At 68.4% G+C, this 13,993-nt stretch carries 13 protein-coding genes; 8 read left to right on the plus strand and 5 right to left on the minus strand.

Annotation, left to right across the window (positions count from 1 at the left end; genetic code table 11):
• Positions 1-6: 6 nt before the first annotated feature.
• The gene (locus tag SB816_RS00880) at positions 7-1,218 is read left to right on the plus strand and encodes an ABC transporter substrate-binding protein (RefSeq protein ID WP_054504375.1); all 1,212 of its coding nucleotides are present in this window, start codon (positions 7-9) and stop codon (positions 1,216-1,218) included.
• Positions 1,197-2,156: a hypothetical protein gene (locus SB816_RS00885; RefSeq protein WP_410546403.1), complete on the plus strand. Its 960-nt coding sequence runs from the start codon at positions 1,197-1,199 to the stop codon at positions 2,154-2,156. The genes SB816_RS00880 and SB816_RS00885 overlap by 22 nt, the downstream gene beginning before the upstream one ends.
• Before the next feature lie 104 nt (positions 2,157-2,260).
• Here SB816_RS00885 and metC read toward each other — a convergent pair whose 3' ends face one another.
• Complete coding sequence (gene metC / locus SB816_RS00890) at positions 2,261-3,454, minus strand: cystathionine beta-lyase (RefSeq protein ID WP_054419502.1); 1,194 nt, start codon at positions 3,452-3,454, stop codon at positions 2,261-2,263.
• An 81-nt stretch (positions 3,455-3,535) separates the two neighbouring features.
• Entirely contained in the window at positions 3,536-4,234 is a 699-nt protein-coding gene (locus SB816_RS00895) for a nitroreductase (RefSeq protein WP_054504374.1), read from the minus strand.
• 77 nt (positions 4,235-4,311) lie between these two features.
• On the opposite strand from SB816_RS00895, the gene SB816_RS00900 reads away from it, so the two are divergent.
• Positions 4,312-4,938 (plus strand): LysE family translocator, encoded by a 627-nt coding sequence (locus SB816_RS00900; protein ID WP_049070470.1) that lies wholly within the window; start codon positions 4,312-4,314, stop codon positions 4,936-4,938.
• A 102-nt stretch (positions 4,939-5,040) separates the two neighbouring features.
• Here the strand turns inward: SB816_RS00900 and SB816_RS00905 are convergent, their stop codons facing one another.
• Positions 5,041-6,108, minus strand: a complete 1,068-nt coding sequence (locus SB816_RS00905) for an MBL fold metallo-hydrolase (RefSeq protein ID WP_410546404.1) — start codon at positions 6,106-6,108, stop codon at positions 5,041-5,043.
• A gap of 73 nt (positions 6,109-6,181) precedes the next feature.
• Here SB816_RS00905 and SB816_RS00910 point away from each other — a divergent pair, with 73 nt between their 5' ends.
• Both SB816_RS00910 and SB816_RS00915 read left to right on the plus strand, forming a co-directional pair.
• Positions 6,182-6,565, plus strand: a complete 384-nt coding sequence (locus SB816_RS00910) for a MerR family transcriptional regulator (RefSeq protein ID WP_049070466.1) — start codon at positions 6,182-6,184, stop codon at positions 6,563-6,565.
• Between the two features lie 10 nt (positions 6,566-6,575).
• Positions 6,576-6,908, plus strand: a complete 333-nt coding sequence (locus SB816_RS00915; protein ID WP_006386964.1) for a YnfA family protein — start codon at positions 6,576-6,578, stop codon at positions 6,906-6,908.
• Between the two features lie 169 nt (positions 6,909-7,077).
• On the opposite strand, the gene SB816_RS00920 is transcribed toward SB816_RS00915, so the two are convergent.
• Positions 7,078-8,049, minus strand: coding sequence for a Bug family tripartite tricarboxylate transporter substrate binding protein (locus tag SB816_RS00920; RefSeq protein ID WP_116791571.1), 972 nt, complete (start codon positions 8,047-8,049; stop codon positions 7,078-7,080).
• A gap of 46 nt (positions 8,050-8,095) precedes the next feature.
• Positions 8,096-9,274: a M20 aminoacylase family protein gene (locus tag SB816_RS00925; protein WP_116791572.1), complete on the minus strand. Its 1,179-nt coding sequence runs from the start codon at positions 9,272-9,274 to the stop codon at positions 8,096-8,098.
• Positions 9,275-9,519: 245 nt separating this feature from the next.
• Here SB816_RS00925 and SB816_RS00930 point away from each other — a divergent pair, with 245 nt between their 5' ends.
• From SB816_RS00930 to SB816_RS00940, 3 genes are read left to right on the plus strand one after another with little or no spacing between them, the layout of a single operon-like run.
• The gene (locus tag SB816_RS00930) at positions 9,520-10,698 is read left to right on the plus strand and encodes an isovaleryl-CoA dehydrogenase (protein WP_006386961.1); all 1,179 of its coding nucleotides are present in this window, start codon (positions 9,520-9,522) and stop codon (positions 10,696-10,698) included.
• A gap of 23 nt (positions 10,699-10,721) precedes the next feature.
• Entirely contained in the window at positions 10,722-12,587 is a 1,866-nt protein-coding gene (aceK, locus tag SB816_RS00935) for a bifunctional isocitrate dehydrogenase kinase/phosphatase (RefSeq protein WP_054504370.1), read from the plus strand.
• Positions 12,588-12,621: 34 nt separating this feature from the next.
• A complete protein-coding gene (locus SB816_RS00940) occupies positions 12,622-13,803 on the plus strand; it encodes an acetyl-CoA C-acetyltransferase (protein ID WP_064527688.1) in 1,182 nt (393 codons plus the stop codon).
• The last annotated feature ends 190 nt before the right edge of the window (positions 13,804-13,993 follow it).

Genomic DNA, 13,993 nt, shown 5'->3' on the forward strand with positions numbered 1-13,993 from the left:
TGGAAGATGAGACAGCAATTCCTGCGCCGCGCGGCGCTGGGCGTGAGCCTGGCACTGGCCGGCCTTTCAGCGCAAGCCAATGACGCCGACGGCGTGAAGATCGGCGTCCTGACCGACATGGCCGGCGTCACCGCCGATGCCACCGGGCGCGGCTCGGTCGAGGCCGCGCGCCTGGCGATCGAGGAACTGGGCGGCAGCGTGCTGGGCAAGCCCGTGGCGCTGGTATCGGGCGACCACCAGCACCGGCCCGACATCGGCAGCGGCATGGTGCGCAAGTGGTACGACACCGATGGCGTCGACGTGGTGGTGGACGTGCCCAATTCCTCGGTGGCGCTGGCGGTGCAGGGCATCGCGCGCGAAAAGAAGAAGCTGGTGCTGTTCTCCAGCCCCGGCACCACCGCGCTGACGCAGGCGCAATGCTCGCCCTATGGCGTGCAATGGACCTACACCACCTACGCGCTGTCGCGCGGCACCGCCACCGCCGTGGTCAAGGAAGGCAACAAGCGCTGGTTCATCCTGGCGTCCGATTACGCCTTCGGCAAGCAGCTGGCCGCCGACACCGAGACCGTGGTCAAGGCCAACGGCGGCGAAGTGATGGGCACGGTGTTCCATCCGCTCAACGCCTCGGACTTCGCCTCGTTCCTGCTGCAGGCGCAGGCCTCCAAGGCGCAGATCATCGCCGTCGCCAACGCCGGCGGCGACACCATCTCGGCGATCAAGCAGGCGGCCGAATTCGGCATCGCCAGCGGCGGCCAGAAACTGGCGGCGATGCTGTTGCTGCTGACCGACGTGCACAGCCTGGGATTGCAGGCCGCGCAGCACACCTACCTGACGGTGCCGTCCTATTGGGACATGAACGACGGCACGCGCGCCTTCAGCAAGAAGTTCGAAGCCCGCCTGGGCCGCCCGCCCACCTTCCTGCAGGCCGGCGTGTACAGCTCGGTGCGCCACTACCTGCGCGCGGTGCAGGCGGCCGGCACCACCGATTCGGACGCGGTGATGGCGAAGATGAAGTCGATGCCGATCGACGACCCGTTCAGCCTGAACGCGCACATTCGCGAAGACGGCCTGGTGGTGCGCGACATGATGCTGGCGCAGGTGAAATCGCCCGACCAGTCCAAGGCGCCCTGGGACTACTACAACATCGTGCGCACCATTCCCGGCGACTCGCTCGCCTGGCCCCTGTCGGAAAGCCAATGTCCGCTGGTCAAGAAGTAGGCCCCCTGGCGCTGGCCGATTTCGGCAGCTTCTACGCGGGCGGGCGGCAGGCGCATATCAGCGGCCGCCCGGTGCGCGAGATCGCCTTCACCAAGACCGCCTCGCTGACGTACGACCCCAACGGGCTGTACCACGTCGAACAGGCGTACGTGCAGTACTTCATCCCGGCCGAACGCCGCCATCCGCTGCCGCTGGTGCTGCTGCACGGCGGCGGCATGACCGGCGCGATGTGGGAACAGACGCCGGACGGCCGGCATGGCTGGCTGCAGCATTTCCTGCGGCAGGGCCACGCGGTCTACGTGGTCGACAACGTCGAGCGCGGCCGCGCCGGCTGGACACCGTTCGAGGAGGTCTGGCCGGATGCGCCCATCGTGCGCAACGCCGAGGAAAGCTGGTCGCTGTTCCGCTTCGGCCGCGCCGAGGACTACGCGCAGCGCCGCGCCTTCGACGGCCAGCGCTTTCCGCTGGCGGCCTTCGACGATTTCATCCGCCACGCCGTGCCGCGCTGGCTGGGCAACAATGATGCGGCGCTGGCGGGCTTGTGCGCCGCGCTGGAACGCATCGGCCCGTGCCTGGTGCTGGCGCACAGCCATGGCGGCGAAGTGGCCTACCGCGCGCTGCAGGCGCGGCCGGAACTGGTGCGCGGGGTCATCGGCATCGAGCCCTCGGGGTTCTCGGCGGAAGTGGACGCGGCGGCGGTGGCGGGCAAGCCCTTTCTGTTCGTCTATGGCGACTATCTCGACGCCACGCCGCTATGGGCCAGGCTGGATGCGGCGGGGCAGGTCTACGCCGACCAGTTGGCGGCACGGGGCGGCCGCGTTACCCGCTGGCGCCTGGCCGACATGGGTATTCGCGGCAATTCGCACATGCCGATGATGGACGACAACAGCGACGACATCGCCGCGCGCATCGGCGCGTGGGTCCGCGCCAACGCCTGACATACAGCGGCGCCTTGCCGCACGGGCCTTGCGCCGGCCTTCATCCCGGGCGGGGCGGGCGGGGCTGGCGCGCCGGCCGGGCCCGGCCGGCGGTCACGCCCGGGTCAGCCCTTGACCGCCGCGGCCTTTTCCAGCGCCTGGGTCAGGTCGGCGATGATGTCCTGCGGCGACTCCAGGCCGATGTGCAGGCGCACCAGCGCGTTGTCGCCCTCGCCCCAATAGCGATGGTGCGACAGGTCCTTGGGCGACACCAGTTGCACCAGGCTTTCGTAGCCGCCCCACGAGAAACCGATACCGAACAGTTCCAGTTCGTCGACGAACACCCGCGCGGCCGCCGGCGACAGGCGCAGCTCGACCGACAGCATGCCGTTCGAACCGGTGCAGTCGCGCTGCCACAGCGCATGGCCCGGATCCTGCGGCCAGGCGGGGTGGAACAGGCGCACGGTCTCGGGGCGCTGCTTGAAGAATTCGCAGACCTGCAGCGCGTGGCGCGCGTGTTGCGCCATGCGGATCGGCATGGTGCGCACGCCGCGCAGCGCCAGCCAGGCATCGTCGGCGCTGATGGAGTAGCCCATGGCGTACTGGGTGCGGTTCAGCTTCTTGGCAATTGCCTCGTCATTGGTGACGACCGCGCCCAGCATCAGGTCGGAATGGCCGCCCACGTACTTGGTGCCGGCGATGACCGACACCTGCGCGCCCAGCGTCAGCGGCCGGTAGATGTAGCCCGAACCCCAGGTGTTGTCGGTGGCCAGCACCAGGCCGTGGCGCTGCGCGATGGCGGCCATGGCGCCCATGTCGAGCATCTCGAACAGCAGCGAGCCGGGCGATTCCACGTACAGCAGCTTGGTATTGGGCTGCACCAGCGCGTCCAGGTCCTCGCCGGCGGCGAAGTAGGTGACGGCGATGTTCATGCGCTTGAGCACGGCATCGTCGAGCTCGCGCATCGGGCCGTAGACGCAATCGGAGATCAGCGCGTGGTCGCCGGCCGAGCACAGCGCCAGCATCACCATCGTCATGGCCGACAGGCCCGACGGCGCCAGATACGCGTGGGTGCCGCCTTCGAGCTGCGCGAAAACCTGCTCCAGCGCCGCGTGCGTGTCCATGCCCATGCGGCCATAGGTGGTGGCGCGGCCGCCGGCGGCCTTGCTGCGCTGGGCCTTTTCCAGGGCCGCCAGGTTCTCGAAGCGCACCGTGCTGGCCCGCATCGGCGGCAGCGGCACCGGGGCCGTGCCCGTCTCGGGGTTGAACGGGGCGGTGCCCGCGTGCTGCAGAACCGTATCGATGTGTTTGGTAGCCATCTTCAAGAGGGAATGCGTGCGTATTGGGAGAACCCGAACCGTAGCAGGAACGCGCGCGGCTGTCGCGCCCCCGGTCCGGAGTCAGTCGATCCAGCGCACCGCCGCGTCCAGGTCGGCGCGGCTGGTGCGATAGCTGTTGGCCGGATGCGCGGTATCGGCATAGCCGAACGAGATGGCGCAGACCACGCGCCGCTCGGGGCCGATGCCGAGCTGTTCGCGCAGCACCTCGGGATACATCGCCAGCGAGGCCTGGGCCACCGTGGCCACCCCGTTGGCCTGCGCCGCCAGCAGGAAATTGGCGACATAGCCGCCGCAGTCGATGGCGCCGTATTCGCCCAGCGCCTCGTCGGTGGTGATGATGGCCACGTGCGGCGCGTCGAACAACTGGAAGTTGCGCAGTTCCTGCCGCCGGTAGGCCTCGCGGTCGCCGCGCGCCACGCCCACGGCCCCATATAACTGGAAACCCGACTCGCGGCGCCGCGCCAGGTAGTCGCCCCGGTACTCGCGCGGGAACGGGAAGTCGGGCGTGAAGCCCGCTTGCCCGGCGCGTTCCACCAGCGCCCGGCTCAGGCGCCGCGCGCCGTCGCCCGAGGCCACCGTCACCTGCCACGGCTGGCAGTTGCACCAGGACGCGGTGCGCTGCGCCAGCGTCAGGATGCGCTCGATGGTGGCGCGCGGCACCGGCTCGGGCAGGAAGGCGCGGCAACTGTGGCGCGCGCGCAGCCAGTCTTCGAGCGCGGCGTCGGGGCGCGCGGCAGCGGATTCGGGTACGGCGGACATGGTGTCTCCTTGGTTTCCTCGTATGATGCCACTTGATTGCCGGCGCGCAAGGCGCCGCCCGACCCTGGCGAGACCCCATGCTGCCCCTCGATTCCCTGATCGCGTTCTTCGGCATTGCCGTATTGCTGGCCCTCACGCCCGGGCCCGACAACCTGTTCGTGCTGATGCAATCGGCCATCTGGGGCCGCAAGGCCGGGCTGTTCGTGGTGCTGGGGCTGTGCACCGGGCTGCTGGGCCACACCGCCGCCGTGGCGCTGGGGCTGGCCGCCGTGTTCGCGGCCTCCCCTGTGGCCTTCACGGCGCTGAAACTGGCGGGCGCGGCGTATCTGGCCTACCTGGCGTGGCAGATCCTGCGGGCGCCGGTGCATGCCGAGGACGGCCAGCGGCCCGAGCCGATGAAGACCTCCGCGCTGTACCGGCGCGGCATCGTCATGAACCTGACCAATCCGAAGGTGCTGCTGTTCTTCTTCGCCTTCCTGCCGCAGTTCACCTCGCCCAAACTGGGTTCGGTGGGCTGGCAGACGGTGCAACTGGGCGCGGTGTTCATGCTGGCCACGCTGCTGGTGTTCGGCGCCATCGCCTTCTTCTCGGGCGCGTTCGGCGAACTGCTGCAGCGCTCGGTCACGGCCAAGCGCTGGCTCAACCGCGTCGCGGCGCTGGTGTTCGTGGGGCTGGCCGTGCGGCTGGCGACGGCCACGCGCTGAGGCCGCCGGCCGGCGCGAGCCTGGCGAAGGCCGGCCCGGCGAGGCAACACGCGCCGGTTCGCGCCCGCGGGACGCCGCCGCGCAACGTGACTGGGAGCGGCGTCAGGCTGCCTTGAAGCGCACGATGCCGTCCGCGCCTGTGCTGCGCGTCAGCTTGCCTTCGAAGTACAGCGCATGCAGGTGCGCCAGCGCCTCGCCCATGGCGAAGGTCAACTGGTGCAGGTCGAGCTTGCGCTTGAACAGCACCGGCACGATGCCGGAGGTCGATTGCGGTCCGGCCTTACAGGCCTCCAATACTTCGGCCAGGCGGTCGCGATGGTGCTCATGCTGCTGCGCGATGCGTTCGTGCAGGCCCTTGAACGGCCGGCCGTGCGACGGCAACACCAGCGTGTCGCGCGGCACGTCGGCGTAGCCGTCGAGCGAGCGCAGGTACAGCGGCAGCGGATTGGCGTCGGGCTCGTAGTCGAACACGCTGACATTGGTGGAGATGCGCGGCAGCACCATGTCACCGGAGATCAGCACGCCCAGGTCGGGCGAATGCAGCGAGGCGTGCTCGGGCGCGTGGCCGTAGCCGACGATGACGCGCCAGTCGTGCGCGCCGATGCGCACCGCGTCGCCATGCATGATGCGGGTGTAGCGCGACGGCACGGCCGGCACCAGGTTGGGAAAGTAGTTGGCGCGCTGGCGGATCTGCTCCTGAGCGTCCGGATCGGTCAGGCCGTGGCGGGCGAAGTGGTCGACCGCCGACTGGCCGCCGGGACCGGCGCCGGCGTCATTGCGGCGCGACGACCACAGCGACGCGACCATGAAGTCGGTCATGGTCATCCACAGCCGCGCGTCCCAGCGTTCACAGAGCCAGTAGGCCAGGCCGATGTGGTCCGGGTGCATGTGGGTGACGATGACGCGCAGCACCGGCAGGCCGTCCAGTTCGTTCTCGAACACCTGTTCCCACAGCGTCTTGACCTCGTCGCGCGAGATGCCGCAGTCGACGATGGTCCAGCCGTCGCGACCATCGATGCGATCGCGCAGCAGCCAGAGATTGATATGATCCAGCGCGAACGGCAGCGGCATGCGGATCCACTTGACGCCCTCGGCCACCTGGTGGGCGCGGCCGGCTTCGGGCTGGAAATCGGCCCAGGGATACTGCAGCTTCTGTTCGTTGGGGTTCATTGCCTCGCTCTCCACGCTTGACGATCGCGTCAAGTCATCATAATTTACGTTTACGTAAACTGCCACACGTCGCATGTCCCCGTCAACCTGGACCATCTCCGAGCTCGCCCGCGAGTTCGACGTCACGCCCCGCACGATCCGCTTCTATGAAGACCAGGGGATCGTCAGCCCGGCGCGCGAGGGCCGCAACCGCATCTTCGGGCCGCGCGATCGCACGCGCCTGAAGCTGGCCCTGCGCGGCAAGCGCCTGGGCCTGCAGTTGTCGGAGATCCTGACGCTGATCGACATGTACGACGGCCCTGGCGACACCGAGGTGCAGTTGCGCCAGTACCTGGCGGTGCTGGCCCAGCACCGGGCCACGCTGGAACAGCAGCGCCGCGACATCGAGGATACGCTGCAGGAAATCGCGGTGCAGGAACGCCAGTGCCGCGAGCTGCTGGCGCAGCAACGAGCCTGAAGCGCCTGCCATGGCGATGCTGCAAACTTTCGCGCTGTTCGTCCTGACGGCGCTGGCCGAGATCATCGGCTGCTACCTGCCTTACCTGTGGCTGCGCCGCGGTCATTCCATCTGGCTGCTGGCGCCGGCCGCCGTCAGCCTGGCGCTGTTCGCCTGGCTGTTGACGCTGCACCCGACCGCGTCGGGGCGCGTGTATGCGGCCTATGGCGGCGTGTACATCGGCATGGCGCTGCTATGGCTGTGGGCGGTCGATGGCGTGCGGCCCAGCGTCAGCGATTATGTCGGCGTGGGGCTTTGCCTGGCCGGCATGCTGGTGATCATGTTCGGGCCGAAGACGGCCTGACCGATTGCCGCGAAGGCGCGTGAGCGCACGACGGGCCAGCGCACGTTGGCGGGTCCGACTCACGCGGCGCGACGCCGGCCCGCCTCCCCGAAAATGAAAAAGCGGGCTCCCCGTGGAGCGCGCTTTGCATTGCTCGCGCGGCAGCCCGGCGGGGACACGCGCCCCGACGTCATTCCGCCTTGATGTTGCCTTCCTTGATGATGCGGGCGTTGTTGGCGAACTCGGCCTGCACCTGCTTGGCGAAGGCGTCGCCGGACGCGGTGCCCGGCTGCAGGTAGGACTTGGCCAGCAGGTCCTTGAACTCGGCGCTGGCCACGGCCTTGGCCAGCGCGGCCTGCAGCGGACCCGACACCGCCGGCGGCAGATTGGCCGGCGCGAAGATGCCGAAGTTCGAGTAGTACTGCGCCTGCGGCAGCTTCAGTTCGGCCATGGTGGGCACATCGGGCCAGGCGGCCAGGCGCTCGGGCGCCATCACCGCCAGCGGCTTGAGCGCGCCGCTGGCCACGTGCGGCAGCACCACGTCGGTGTTGACCACCAGCAGTTCGACCACGCCGCCCAGGCCGTCGGTCAGCGCCTGACTGTTGCCGCGGTAGGGCACGTGCAGCATCCTGGTGCCGGTCTGCGTGGTCAGCGCCGCCATGCCGATGTGGGCCACGGTGCCCTGGCCCGGCGTGCCGTAGCGCACGCCGTCCGGGCGCGACTTGGCGTAGTCGATCAGGCCGGCGAAGTCCTTCACCGGCAGGGCCTTGGTGGCGACGATGGCCACGGGCGCCACGGCCACGCTGGCCACCGGCGTCAGGTCCTTCATCGGGTCGTAGTTGGTCTTGGCCAGGTGCGGGAAGATGGTCAGCGGGCTGGTGGAAGCCAGCAGCAGGGTGGCGCCGTCCGGCTGGGCGCGCGCCACGAAGTCGGTGCCGACCGAGGCGCCCGCGCCGGGCTTGTTTTCGACGATGACGGTGGCGTTGGCCTCCTTGCGCAGCACGTCGCCCAGGCGGCGCCCGATCGCGTCGGCGCTGCCGCCGGCGGTGTAGGGCACGACCAGGGTGATAGGCTTGGCGGGCCAGCCCTGCGCCAGCGCGGCGCCGCCCGTCATGATCGCCAGGGCCGCCCCCGCGGCCGTGAACAGCATCTTCTTTTTCATAGCTTCCTTGTGGTGTTGCGTAGCACTGCGTCAGGTAATGCTCGAATCAGCCAGCCAGGTAGCGCTGCGTCAGCCGCACCCAGTAGCTCGCGCCCGGCGCGATCAGGGCGTCGTTGAAGTCATAGCTGGTGTTGTGCAGCATGCACGGGCCCAGGCCGTGGCCGGCCATGCGATGATCGCCGTCGCCGTTGCCCAGGAACACGTAGCAGCCGGGCTTGGCCTGCAGCAGGAAAGCGAAGTCCTCCGAGGCCATCACCGGCTCGATCACGCGGGCGTGATCGGCGCCAGCCACCTCGCGCATGACCTGCATGCAGAACTCGGTCTCGGCCGGCGTGTTGATCAGCGCCGGATAGCGGCGCTCGAAATAGACCTCGGCCTCGCAGCCATGGGCGGCGGCGATGCTGCCGGCGATCTCATGCATGCGGCGCTCGATCAGGTCGACCACGTCGGTGCTGTAGGCGCGCACCGAGCCGCCCAGCCAGGCGCTGCCCGGGATCACGTTGATGACGCTGCCGCCGGCCTGCACCTGGGTGATGGACAGCACGGCGGCGTCCAGCGGGCGCTTGCTGCGGGTCAGAATGGTCTGCAGCGACTGGCCGATGGCGAACAGCGCCGGCACCGGGTCGGCGCAGTCGTGCGGCGCGGCGGCATGGCCGCCCTTACCGCGCACGGTGATCTTGAAGCCGTTGGCGGACGCCATCATCGGCCCGGCGCAGACGCCGAACGAGCCGGCCTCCAGGCCGGGCCAGTTGTGCATGCCGAACACGGCCTCGCAGGGGAAGCGCTCGAACAGGCCGTCCTGGATCATGGCGCGGCCGCCGGCGCCGCCTTCCTCGGCCGGCTGGAAACAGAAATAGACGGTGCCGTCGAAGCCGCCTTCCTGTTGCAGGTGACGCGCGGCGGCCAGCAGCATGGCGGTGTGGCCGTCATGGCCGCAGCCATGCATCTTGCCGTCGTGGCGCGAACGGTGTTCGAACTGGTTCTCTTCCTGCATCGGCAGGGCGTCCATGTCGGCGCGCAACATGATGGCGCGGTCAGAAGTGCCGCGCTTGATGACGCCGACCACGCCGGTCCTGGCGATGCCGGTGTGGGTCTCGATGCCCCAGCCGCGCAGGGCGTCGGCCACCACCTTGGCGGTGCGATGCTCTTCATAGCAGAGCTCGGGATGGGCGTGCAGGTCGCGCCGCAGCGCCACGATATCGTCAAGATTGGCCAGGTCGGACACCGCTGACTCCGTAACAAAATTTGAAGTTTCAAGGACCCGGGGAATAGTACCCAGGGCGCTTCCCGTGGACGCAAACATTTGCCTAGGGAAAACCCGACTCATATTTACGTTTACGTAAACGTAATATTTGCGCTGCATCATTGCGTAGCCAGCGTCGATCAGCGCATCATGGGGCCACGCGGCGAGATCCGGCGCGATCGCAGGCGCCCATAAGAATGTAAGTACCCACTATCACGGAGACAGCGATGAACCTTCCTGGCCTGAACTTCGATCTGGGCGAAGACCTGGACATGCTGCGCGACGCCGTGCGCACTTTCGCGCAGGCCGAGATCGCGCCGCGCGCGGCCGAAGTCGACCGCAGCGACCAGTTCCCCATGGACCTCTGGCGCAAGTTTGGCGACCTGGGCGTGCTGGGCATGACGGCCAGCGAGGAATACGGCGGCGCCAACATGGGCTACCTGGCCCACATGGTGGCGATGGAGGAAATCTCCCGCGCCAGCGCCTCGATCGGCCTGTCCTACGGCGCCCACTCCAACCTGTGCGTCAACCAGATCAACCGCAACGGCACCCCGGCCCAGAAGGCCAAGTACCTGCCCAAGCTGATTTCCGGCGAGCACGTCGGCGCGCTGGCCATGAGCGAGCCGGGCGCCGGCTCGGACGTGGTCAGCATGAAGCTGCGCGCCGACAAGAAGGGCGACCGCTACGTGCTCAACGGCTCCAAGATGTGGATCACCAACGGCCCCGACGCCGACACCCTGGTGGTCTACGCCAAGACCGACCCCGAGGCGCACCAGCGCGGCATCACCGCGTTCCTGGTGGAAAAGGGCTTCAAGGGTTTCTCGGTGGCGCAGAAGCTGGACAAGCTCGGCATGCGCGGCAGCCACACCGGCGAACTGGTGTTCCAGGACTGCGAAATCCCCGAGGAAAACGTGCTGGGCCAGGTCAACGGCGGCGTCAAAGTGCTGATGAGCGGCCTGGACTACGAGCGCGCCGTGCTGTCGGGCGGCCCGGTCGGCATCATGCAGGCCGTGATGGACGTGGTGGTGCCGTACATCCATGACCGCAAGCAGTTCGGCCAGGCCATCGGCGAATTCCAGTTGATCCAGGGCAAGGTGGCGGACCTGTACACCACGCTGCAGGCCAGCCGCGCCTTCTGCTACCAGGTCGGCAAGAACCTCGACCGCCTCGGCGCCGAGCACGTGCGCCAGGTGCGCAAGGACTGCGCCGCGCTGATCCTGTACACCGCCGAGAAGGCCACCTGGATGGCCGGCGAGGGCGTGCAGATCCTGGGCGGCAATGGCTACATCAACGAATACCCGGTGGGCCGCCTGTGGCGCGACGCCAAGCTGTACGAAATCGGCGCCGGCACCAGCGAGATCCGCCGCATGCTGATCGGCCGCGAGCTGTTCGCCGAGACGGCCTGAGTCCCACCCGGAAGTCGTTTGCCATGATCCGCACGTCCGACGTCCAGCACATCGAGCAGGCGCCCGCCCGAGGCCCCTCGCCGCTGGACGTCGCGCATCGCATCCTGGCCGGCTTCGACCGCCACTACGCGCTGTTCCGCTACAGCGCGCAGCGCGCCAAGGCGCTGTTCGAATCCGGCGACTGGCATGGCATTCAGCACCTGTCGCGCGAGCGCATCGAGTACTACGACATGCGGGTGCGCGAATGCGCCAGCCAGCTCGAAGGCGTGCTGCGCGGCCGGCCCGAGGGCGCCGTCGGCGCCCATGCCCCCAATGGCGCGAACGGCGCCGCGGGCGCCGCGCTGACGGATGCGCAGACCGCCTACTGGCAGCAGATCAAGCAGGAATTCGTCGGCCTGCTGGGCGAGCACCGCCAGCCCGAATGCGCCGAGACCTTCTTCAACTCGGTGTCATGCCGGCTGCTGCACCGCGACTATTTCCACAACGATTTCCTGTTCGTGCGGCCGGCCGTGGCCACCGACTACCTGGACAGCCGCATGCCGTCGTACCGGGTCTACTACCCGGTGACCGAGGGCCTGCACAAAAGCCTCATCCGCATGGTGGCCGACTTCGGCCTGGCGCTGCCGTTCGAGGACCTGCCGCGCGACACCCGCCTGCTGGCGCGCGCCGCCATCGGCCAACTGCGCCGGCAGTTGCCGCGCCACGTCGGCCGTCGCATCGCCAGCGACTGCCAGGTGCATGCGCTGGGTTCGCTGTTCTTTCGCAACAAGGGCGCCTACATCGTCGGCCGCCTGATCAACCAGGGCACCGTCTACCCCTTCGCCGTGGCGCTCACGCGCAACCCGGCCGGGCAGGTGAACCTGGACGCGCTGCTGCTGGGCGCGGACGACCTGAGCACGCTGTTCAGCTTCACGCGCGCGTATTTCCTGGTGGACATGGAGACGCCCGCCGCGGTGGTCAACTTCCTGGCCAGCCTGTTGCCGCGCAAGCCCAAGGCCGAGCTGTACACCATGATCGGCCTGCAGAAGCAGGGCAAGACGCTGTTCTACCGCGATTTCCTGCACCACCTGGCGCATTCGCGCGACGCCTTCGACATCGCGCCCGGCATCAAGGGCATGGTGATGTGCGTGTTCACGCTGCCGTCCTATCCCTATGTGTTCAAGCTGATCAAGGACCGCATCGATAAGGACGGCATGGACCACGCCACCGTGCGGCGCAAGTACCAGATGGTCAAGCTGCACGACCGCGTCGGCCGCATGGCCGACACCTGGGAATACTCGCAGGTGGCGCTGCCGCGCGCCCGCTTCGCGCCGCGGCTGCTGGACGAACTGCGGCGCCTGGTGCCCAGCCTGATCGAGGAAACCGGGGACACGGTGGTCATCCGCCACGTCTACATCGAGCGGCGCATGACGCCGCTGAACCTGTACCTGAGCCAGGCGCCCGATGCGCTGCTGGAGCCGGCCGTGCGCGAATACGGCGACGCCATCCGCCAGTTGGCCGCCGCCAATATCTTCCCCGGCGACATGCTCTACAAGAACTTCGGCGTGACGCGGCTGGGCCGGGTCGTGTTCTACGACTACGACGAAATCCAGCGCATGACCGAAATGAATTTCCGACGGATTCCGCCCGCCCCCAATGAAGAGGCGGAAATGGCGTCGGAGCCTTGGTACGCGGTCGGACCGAACGACGTCTTCCCCGAGGAGTTCGGCCGTTTCCTGCTGGGCGACGCGCGCGTACGCGGCGCCTTTCTGCGCCACCACGCCGACCTGCTGGAACCGGAATGGTGGCAGGCCTGTCGCGCCCACGTGGCGCAAGGCCGGATCGAAGAATTTTTCCCTTACGATACGGACAGGCGCCTGCGCCCGGCACCCGCCGGCGCGGCCTCGTAAGCAGACGCTGTCCCGACCCTCACAGGAGCTAGTCATGTCAGATCCCATCGTTATCGTTTCCGTCGCCCGCACGCCCATGGGCGGCATGCTCGGCAGCCTGTCCGGCCTGGCCGCGCACGAACTCGGCTCGATCGCCATCAAGGCCGCCGTCGAGCGCGCCGGCGTCAAGCCGGAGCAGATCGAAGAAGTCATCATGGGCAACGTGCTGCAGGCCGGCCAGGGCCAGGCGCCCGCGCGCCAGGCCGCGCTGGGCGCGGGCCTGCCGCTGGGCGTGGCGTGCACCACCATCCACAAGGTGTGCGGTTCGGGCCTGAAGGCCGCCATGTTCGGCCACGACCTGCTGGCCGCGGGCTCGGCCAACATCGTCGTCGCCGGCGGCCAGGAAAGCATGAGCAACGCGCCCTACCTGCTGCTCAAGGGCCGCCAGGGCTACCGCTACGGCCACAACACCGTGTACGACCACATGGCGCTGGACGGCCTGGAAGACGCCTACGACAAGGGCAAGGCCATGGGCGTGTTCGCCGAGGACTGCGCCGCCAAGTATTCGTTCACCCGCGAGCAGCAGGATGCGTTCTCGCTGGAATCGCTGCGCCGCGCCCGCGCCGCCACCGAGGACGGCAGCTTCAAGTGGGAAATCACCCCGGTCACGGTCGCCGGCCGCAAGGGCGACACCGTGATCGACACCGACGAAGCCCCCACCAAGGCCATGCCGGAAAAGATCCCGACGCTCAAGCCCGCGTTCAAGAAGGACGGCACCGTCACCGCCGCCAACTCGTCGTCGATCTCCGATGGCGCCGCCGCCATGGTGCTGATGCGCGCCTCCACCGCCGAGAAGCTCGGTGTCAAGCCGCTGGCCCGCATCGTGGCGCACAGCCAGCACTCGCAGGAACCGAACTGGTTCACCACCGCCCCCGTCGGCGCCTTGAAGAACCTGTTCGCCAAGACCGGCTGGAAGGCCGAGGACGTGGACCTGTACGAGATCAACGAAGCCTTCGCGGTGGTCACCATGGCCGCCATGGCCGACTTCAAGCTGCCGCATGAAAAGGTCAACATCCACGGCGGCGCCACCGCCCTGGGCCACCCCATCGGCGCCTCCGGCGCGCGCCTGATGACCACGCTGATCGGCGCGCTGCGCAAGACCGGCGGCAAGCGCGGCGTGGCCACGCTGTGCATCGGCGGCGGCGAAGCCGTGGCGATGGCGATCGAGATGGTCTAAGGCGGTATTTCTCCCGAGGCGCACTTTTTCCCTGGATATCCCTGGGAAAAGTGCCGCCTCGGGAGGCCGCAAGCCCGGGTGGCGGGCACACCGAGGGGCATCATTTCGCTGCGCCTTTTCCGCAAGGCGAAGTCCGCGACGGGTCGGTCGCGGGCCGTGCGGGAGAGGCGCAACGAAATGCAGCTGAATA

The sequence above is a fragment of the Achromobacter sp. SIMBA_011 genome (assembly GCF_046535435.1).
GTDB lineage: Bacteria > Pseudomonadota > Gammaproteobacteria > Burkholderiales > Burkholderiaceae_B > Achromobacter > Achromobacter dolens.